At 60.4% G+C, this 6,005-nt stretch carries 6 protein-coding genes; 3 read left to right on the top strand and 3 right to left on the bottom strand.

Translation table 11 applies throughout. The features are described 5' to 3' along the window. Positions 1-169: 169 nt before the first annotated feature. From CAG47_RS26065 to CAG47_RS26055, 3 genes are all read right to left on the bottom strand, one after another. Positions 170-1,573 (bottom strand): HAMP domain-containing sensor histidine kinase, encoded by a 1,404-nt coding sequence (locus tag CAG47_RS26065; RefSeq protein WP_085728869.1) that lies wholly within the window; start codon positions 1,571-1,573, stop codon positions 170-172. Next, positions 1,551-2,234 carry a response regulator transcription factor gene (locus CAG47_RS26060; protein ID WP_085728867.1) on the bottom strand — a complete coding sequence of 228 codons (684 nt, stop codon included), beginning with the start codon at positions 2,232-2,234 and terminating at the stop codon, positions 1,551-1,553. The genes CAG47_RS26065 and CAG47_RS26060 overlap by 23 nt, the downstream gene beginning before the upstream one ends. 208 nt (positions 2,235-2,442) lie before the next feature. Continuing rightward, entirely contained in the window at positions 2,443-3,048 is a 606-nt protein-coding gene (locus CAG47_RS26055) for a glutathione S-transferase (RefSeq protein ID WP_085728865.1), read from the bottom strand. Positions 3,049-3,419: 371 nt separating this feature from the next. Between CAG47_RS26055 and CAG47_RS26050 the strand changes: the two genes are divergently transcribed. From CAG47_RS26050 to CAG47_RS26040, 3 genes are all read left to right on the top strand, one after another. Next, positions 3,420-3,824 carry a TraR/DksA C4-type zinc finger protein gene (locus CAG47_RS26050; protein ID WP_007935965.1) on the top strand — a complete coding sequence of 135 codons (405 nt, stop codon included), beginning with the start codon at positions 3,420-3,422 and terminating at the stop codon, positions 3,822-3,824. 238 nt (positions 3,825-4,062) lie between these two features. Beyond that, positions 4,063-5,670 (top strand): methyl-accepting chemotaxis protein, encoded by a 1,608-nt coding sequence (locus CAG47_RS26045; RefSeq protein ID WP_371917247.1) that lies wholly within the window; start codon positions 4,063-4,065, stop codon positions 5,668-5,670. Positions 5,671-5,799: 129 nt separating this feature from the next. Beyond that, entirely contained in the window at positions 5,800-6,003 is a 204-nt protein-coding gene (locus CAG47_RS26040; protein ID WP_085728863.1) for a hypothetical protein, read from the top strand. The last annotated feature ends 2 nt before the right edge of the window (positions 6,004-6,005 follow it).

The following is a 6,005-nucleotide window of genomic DNA, read 5'->3' as shown; positions in this document are numbered from 1 at the left end:
ACACCCCCACTCAGACGCCGGATAGATGAAAGCAAGCCAAACACAACATCAAAAACAGTATTGCAGAAAAGGGGGTAACCATAGATGTAGGAGCGAGCATGCTCGCGATAGCGGATTGTCAGGCGATATTTTTTTACCTGATGCACCGCCATCGCGAGCATGCTCGCTCCTACAGGGGATCAATCAAGCTCTCCCGACAATCGAGCACCAGCCGTGCGCCTCCCAGCTCGCTGTCGGTCACTTCCAGCGTAAACCCATGCAGGCTGACAATCGCCGCGACGATGGACAGCCCCAACCCGAAGCCGCTTTTCTGGTTGCCTGCCTCGGCGCGATAGAAGCGCTGGAACACCGCTTCGCGTTCAGCCTCGGCAATGCCCGGGCCGGAGTCGAGTACTTCGATTCGCGTGTGCCCGCCGTCATCGACCCCACGCAAGATCACCGCGCCACCGGGCGGGGTGAATTTGATCGAGTTGCTCAGCAGGTTCGCCACGGCCTCGAACAGCAGTGCCCGGTCGCCATTGAGGGGTGGCAATGACGCGGGCAGGTGCAGTTGGAACACCAGGCCGTCGTCTTCGGCCAGGGGCAGGTAGAACTCATGCAGTTCCTGCAACAACGCCACCGGGTCCACTTGCACGAAACCGGAGCGGCGCTGGCGGTCCTCCAGTTCGGAAATCCGCAGCAAGCCACGGAAACGCGCCATCAGCGTATCGGCCTCGGCCAGTACCAGATCCAGTTGCATGGCCTGCGGCGAGCCCTCGCCGGCTTGTTGCTGCATGCGGTAAAGCTGGGCGCGCAGACGGGTCAGGGGGGTACGCAGGTCATGGGCGATGTTGTCGCACACGCCCTTGACCTCGTTCATCAGGCGCTCGATGCGTTCGAGCATGGCGTTGACGATGGCGGCGAGCATGTCCAGTTCGTCACGCCGATTGGACAGCGGCAAGCGCCGGCTCAGGTCCCCCGCGACGATGGCTTCGGCACTGGCCTGGATCCCGCGAATGCGGCGCAACGGCCGGCGTCGCAGCAAGTACCAGCCGACGATGCCCGGGATGATGGTCAGGGTCACCCCCCAGAACAGGGCGTGAAGGATGATCCGGGTCACGGCGAACAGCGAACCGTTGTCGCGCACCAGCACCAGCCAGCTTCCGTCGAAGGTGCGAGTCGCCACGGCGTCGCAACTGTCGGCGGGCAGTGTCTGGTCGTCATTGTCGCCATGGGCATCGCAGTCGCGCAGCACGTGGATCTTGCCATCGAGGGGCAAGCCGTCCGGTATGTAGCGCAGGGCGCCGCTGAGGTAGCGGTGTTGGGCATCGAACAGGCCGTAGGCGTCGATACCGCGGATGTCGAAGGTCATGCTGACGGCGAGGGCGTCCACCAGTTGCTCGCCGGAGAAGCGCGAAAACAAGTGCTGGCGCTGCATCAGCGAATGCTTGGCCAGGTTGTCCAGGTAGGCGGAAACCTCGTAGTACATGACCCCCATGAGAATCCCGCTCCAGATCACGAACAGCGAACTGTAGAGCGCCAGCAGTCGACTGCTGGAGGAGCGCCAGCCTTTAGACGGGTTCGGCAATGACATAACCCGAGCCTCGCACGGTCCGAATCAGTGGGACATTGCCGGGTGGGTCGATTTTCTTGCGCAGGCGGCCGATGTGAACATCGATCAGGTTGGTGCCGGGGTCGAAGTGGTAACCCCAGACTTCTTCGAAAATCATCATCCGCGAGAGGATTTGCCCGGTGTTGCGCATCAGGAATTCCAGCAGCTTGTACTCGGTGGGCAGCAGGGTCAGCAACTGACCGTCGCGGCTGGCTTCGTGGCTGATCAGGTTCAGTTCCAGGTCCGCCACCCGCAGTGTGGTGGCCTGGGCGGTCACGGTGTTCTGCCGACGCAGCAGGACTTCGACCCGGGCGGCCATCTCATCGGTGGCGAAGGGCTTGGTCAGGTAGTCGTCGCCGCCGGCGCGCAAGCCACGCACGCGCTCATCGACATCGGACAGGGCGCTGATCATCAGGATCGGCGTGGTCACGCCCATGGTCCTCAGCGTGGTGACAATCGCCAGGCCATCGAGCCCGGGCAACATGCGGTCGAGGGTGATCAGGTCATAGTTGCCGTTGACCGCACGCTCCAGCCCTTCGCGGCCATTGTCGACCCAGTCGACGTCGAGGCCGTGGTTACTCAGTTCGGCGACAATTTCCCGGGCGGTCACGGCGTCGTCTTCGATGGTCAAGATGCGGGGCATAGGGGCTGGCCTGATTAAATGTTCACAACGTTGTGCGGCATTTTGCCAAGAAATGCTCACCGGCTTTCTAAATTAAAGTTCATGGACATTCCGGGGTTCGGTCAATACATGAAGCCCGCCGCGCAAGTTCGTTGCCACTGAAGAATGCAATCTCCTGTGGGGCCGAGCCTGCCCGCGTGATGACGGTAGATCAGGGGAAATGAATCGGTCAGTCAATCGGCGTGCCGACAAACACCTCGAGCCCTTCGGCATACGCCGTGTACGCGGCGATTCGCGGAAACTGCGCCGCGCTCACCTGGTCCGGCACCACCAGATTGGTGAAGCTCCAGGCCACCGCCAACGTGATGCCATCCTGCTCAATGGCGCCGTCAGTCTTCAGCGGCTGCTTTTCCAGCTCCCGCTCCAGCGCCGAATAGGCCGCCACCAGTTGTCCCTCGACCCGCTGCGCCCAGGGTTCGAATTGAATCTCCGCCGGCCGCAGGTTGCGTTCGTAGTAAAGCTGCACGGACTTTTCGCTGGCGGCCAGCGCCAAACCTGTCAGGCGCAGCGCGCGCAGGCGCTGACCCGGTTCGACGGGCATCAGGCTGGTACCGGCCAGGGTTTCCAGGTAATCGATGATCAGTGTCGAATCCATCAACACCTCACCGTCATCCAGCACCAGGGTAGGAGCCTTGACCACCGGGTTGATCTGCCGGAATTGTTCGAAGTGGCGGAACACCGAGACCGATCGATGTTCCAGGGCGATTCCCAGGCATTTGGCAGAAATGGCGGCGCGCCTGACATAGGGCGAGTCCAGCATACCGATCAGCTTCATGGTCCTTTCCTTTATATGGCCATTTCGGGAGGGACAACCTTAGCTGAGGTTCGCCGCCCTGCAAATGACGGCGAAAAAATGCCAAGTGCGGGCCGTTTGTCATCTATATGCAGTCGCTCGATTGAATTTCTTGCTATAAACGCACTCCGATTACCGCTTCAATGCCTGCCGTAGAGCATTTTCAGGGCTTTGTCGGACAAATTCGCTGTCTTTTCAGTTGCTGAGGCCTCAAGTCGGCCTTAGACTGCCGCCCCTCGTAAATTGAGTGCCGGGTGGCGCTTGGAACAAACGGCGCCTTTCCGATGGCCTGCCCAGGTCCGCCGGAACGCTCCCTTATTCGCCTTAATGCACGTTTTTTTATAGAGATATCAATGACAAAGGACAAGTTGCTGGCCATGCCGGCGGATGACTACATGAATGCCGAGCAACATGCTTTTTTCTCCGAGCTGTTGCAGAACATGAAAGTCGAAACCCATGAGCGCATCGAACAGAACCGCATCGCCATCGAAAGCCTGGACACCCCGGCCGATCCGGCGGACGCGGCTTCGGTCGAAGAAGAGCGCACCTGGCTGGTAAACGCGATCGATCGCGACCAGCGCATGCTGCCTCAGTTGGAACAAGCCCTTGAGCGCATCAAGGAAGACAGCTTTGGCTGGTGCGACGACAGCGGCGAGCCGATTGGCCTCAAGCGCCTGCTGATCAGCCCGACCACCAAGTACTGCATCGAAGCTCAAGAGCGTCACGAGCAAATCGACAAGCACCAGCGTCAGGCCTGATTCTGCGCGGCAGCCCCGTTGATCCGGGCTGCCCTGAAAAGATCGCGGCCTGCGCCAGCCCCCTGCGCAATTGAAGCAGGACGCTGGTGCAGGCTGCGATCTTTGCTTTGTGCCGTCTTCGATTACCCCCGGTTCTTCTATTGATCTGCTGCAACGTTCGCGACTAAAGGCTCATGGATAATGGCTTTTTGGTGGCGTTTAATGCGAAGACAACAATTAGAAGTTTTCCGGGGTGACGATGATGACGAGAGACGGGTCTCTGGTTGCGGCAGTGCCTGCACCAGTGCTGTTGCCGAAAAACCGCTGGCTGACACCGACGCTGCAAAGCATCGCCCTGATGCTGTTGTCAAGTGGCATGACGCTGGGCCAATGGTCGCTCTACCTTGGGTTGCCCCTGGCCGTATTGATTGTCTGGCTGCCTCGTCTGCGTTCACGCGCGACCCCGCAGGCGGCTTGCCCCGACAACCCCGATGCCATCGGCGCGTTGACTCGCGATCTTTCCTACACCACCAGCCATAACGCGCTGTCAGCCGCCGGTGTGGCGTTTTCGGTTCGGCAACTGGCGGACAAACTGCAATCGCAGCTTTCGGCGGCGGCCCAGATCGTCAGCAATGCCGAGGTGATGATTACCACCGAACAGGCCACTTCGACGCTCAGTCGCCAGGCGCTCAGTGCTGCCAGTGAGGCCCATCAAAGTGGCGCGGTCGGGCGTTCGGAGTTGATCGAGTCCATCGCGCGCATGCATCAGCTCAGTCAACGCGCCAGTAACAGTCGAGAACTGATCGAAGCCTTGAGCCTGCGCAGCGATGATATCCAACGCGTGACCCTGGTGATTCAGTCCATTGCCAGCCAGACCAACCTGCTGGCGTTGAACGCAGCCATTGAAGCGGCACGGGCAGGGGAGCACGGCCGCGGGTTTGCAGTGGTGGCCGACGAAGTCCGCGGGCTCGCCGCGCGCACGGCGACCGCGACAGAGGAAGTGGGCGAGATGGTGGCCGATATCCGGCAACGCACCGCGCAGGTGGTGGAGCAGATCCGCCAACTGTCCAGCGACCTCGACACCGGCGTCGAGCAAGTCGAACGGACGGGACAGCACCTGGAGAACATTGCCCGTCTGGCGGCCAGTGTCGAGTCCCAGGTCGGGGAAATCGCCCAGGGGGCAGACACCAACCGCGAGCAGCTCGACAGTCTGTTTCACGCCATCGAGCAGATGCGCAGCGACCTGGCGGTCAGTGATCAGCAGACTCAACGTCTGGCCCAGGCGGCGGTGCAAATGGAAGGGCAGGCCGAAACCATCAGCGAGCGTCTTGCCGAGGTGGGGCTGGATGACTATCACCAGCGGATCTATGACCTGGCCCGGGAAGGCGCGAGTCAGATCGCCGCGCGTTTCGAGGCGGATATCGATGCCGGTCGAATCAGTCTCGACGATCTGTTCGACCGCAACTACCAGACTATTGCCAATACCAGCCCGACCAAGTACCAGACGCGTTTCGACCGCTACACCGATCAGGTTCTGCCCGCGATCCAGGAACCGTTGTTGCCGCTTCACGAAGGATTGGTGTTCGCCATCGCCTGCACCCAGCAGGGTTATGTGCCGACCCATAACAACGCGTTCAGCCAGCCGCTGACCGGAGACGCGCACATCGATGCCTTGCAGAACCGCACCAAACGCAAGTTCGCTGACCGCACCGGGATCCGTTGTGGCAGCCATCAGAAGGCCGTGTTGCTGCAAACCTATACCCGCGATACTGGCGAATTGATGCACGATCTCTCGGTGCCGATCATGCTCAAGGGGCGGCATTGGGGCGGTCTGCGTCTGGGCTATAAACCACAAAAGCCGCACTAGAAACCCCGGCTCGGCGGACGATTGTTGCGAGTTCTGCAATGAACCTGTTCAGGTTTTTGCTGTTTCCTCGCCGGAAAACTAATTAGCATATCTATTAATTAGGTTGCTAATGAAATTCGGGAGGTCAGCATGCAATGCAAGGTTGATATCGCGGTCATGATCGGCAGCGGGGTACCTGCCAATCTGCGCTCCATGGGACGCAAGGTCTGCTGGGTGGTGTTGCTCAATGGCGAGCGCCGGGGTACGGCGTTCTCCAGTCGCGAAGAGGCGCTGGAGTGCAAGGCTGCCTGGTTGGCGCAATTGAACGCCAAAAGGCCTGACAGCCTGCATTGAGG

It is taken from the genome of Pseudomonas sp. R37(2017) (assembly GCF_002113375.1).
Taxonomy (GTDB): domain Bacteria; phylum Pseudomonadota; class Gammaproteobacteria; order Pseudomonadales; family Pseudomonadaceae; genus Aquipseudomonas.
This window is presented reverse-complemented; position numbering and strand designations above follow the sequence as displayed.